Origin of the sequence: Mesorhizobium sp. M7A.F.Ca.AU.002.02.1.1 (assembly GCF_003998535.1) — a bacterium.
In the GTDB taxonomy this organism is placed as follows: domain Bacteria; phylum Pseudomonadota; class Alphaproteobacteria; order Rhizobiales; family Rhizobiaceae; genus Mesorhizobium; species Mesorhizobium ciceri.
Genome location: NZ_RZPB01001378.1, coordinates 1 through 722 on the forward strand (window position 1 = coordinate 1; position 722 = coordinate 722).

The following is a 722-nucleotide window of genomic DNA, read 5'->3' on the forward strand; positions in this document are numbered from 1 at the left end:
GTTGACCACTGTGCCGCCTGTCAGGATGAGGTCGTAGATCATGGCCATGCTCTCTTGCGGGGGGAGTGCCAGCGGCTTACGTAAAGGCCGACCATTTTGCAAGATCAGGTTGCTTTTCCGCCCATGCCCTGTGCCCAGCTCAAAGACCGCGCCCTCATTTCCGTATCAGGTCCGGATGCCGAGCATTTTTTGCAGAACATCCTGACCACCGATCTCGACATCCTGGCTCCCGGCGAAGCCAAACCCGGTGCGCTGCTGACGCCGCAAGGCAAGATCCTGTTCGATTTCCTGATCTCCCGCACCGGCGAGAATGCATTCCGGCTCGAATGCCGTGCCGACATATCGGACGATTTCGTACGCCGGCTGACGCTCTACAAACTGCGCGCCAAGGTCGAGATTACCAAATCCGATCAGGCGTTTGTCACCGTCGCGTGGGGACATGAATCAACACCCTCACAATCTGATTCAACGGCGGCCGCCGACACACGCTTTCCGAAGGGTGCCGTCACGCGTTCCTATGGCGAAACGGATGAGCCCGGCGATCTTGCCGCGTGGCAAGCCTTCCGCATTGTCGGCGGCATTGCCGAAAGCGGCAGCGACTACCAACTCGGAGACGCCTTCCCCCACGATGTGCTGCTGGACGAAACCGGCGGCATCGGCTTCAAGAAGGGCTGCTATGTCGGCCAGGAGGTCGTCTCGCGCATGCAGCATCGCGGCACGGC

1 protein-coding gene is annotated in these 722 nt (G+C 60.4%); it reads left to right on the forward strand.

The window, feature by feature from the left end; genetic code table 11:
• Positions 1-123: 123 nt before the first annotated feature.
• A partial coding sequence (locus EN879_RS37845; RefSeq protein WP_164774940.1) for a folate-binding protein YgfZ occupies positions 124-722 on the forward strand: 599 nt, incomplete at its 3' end.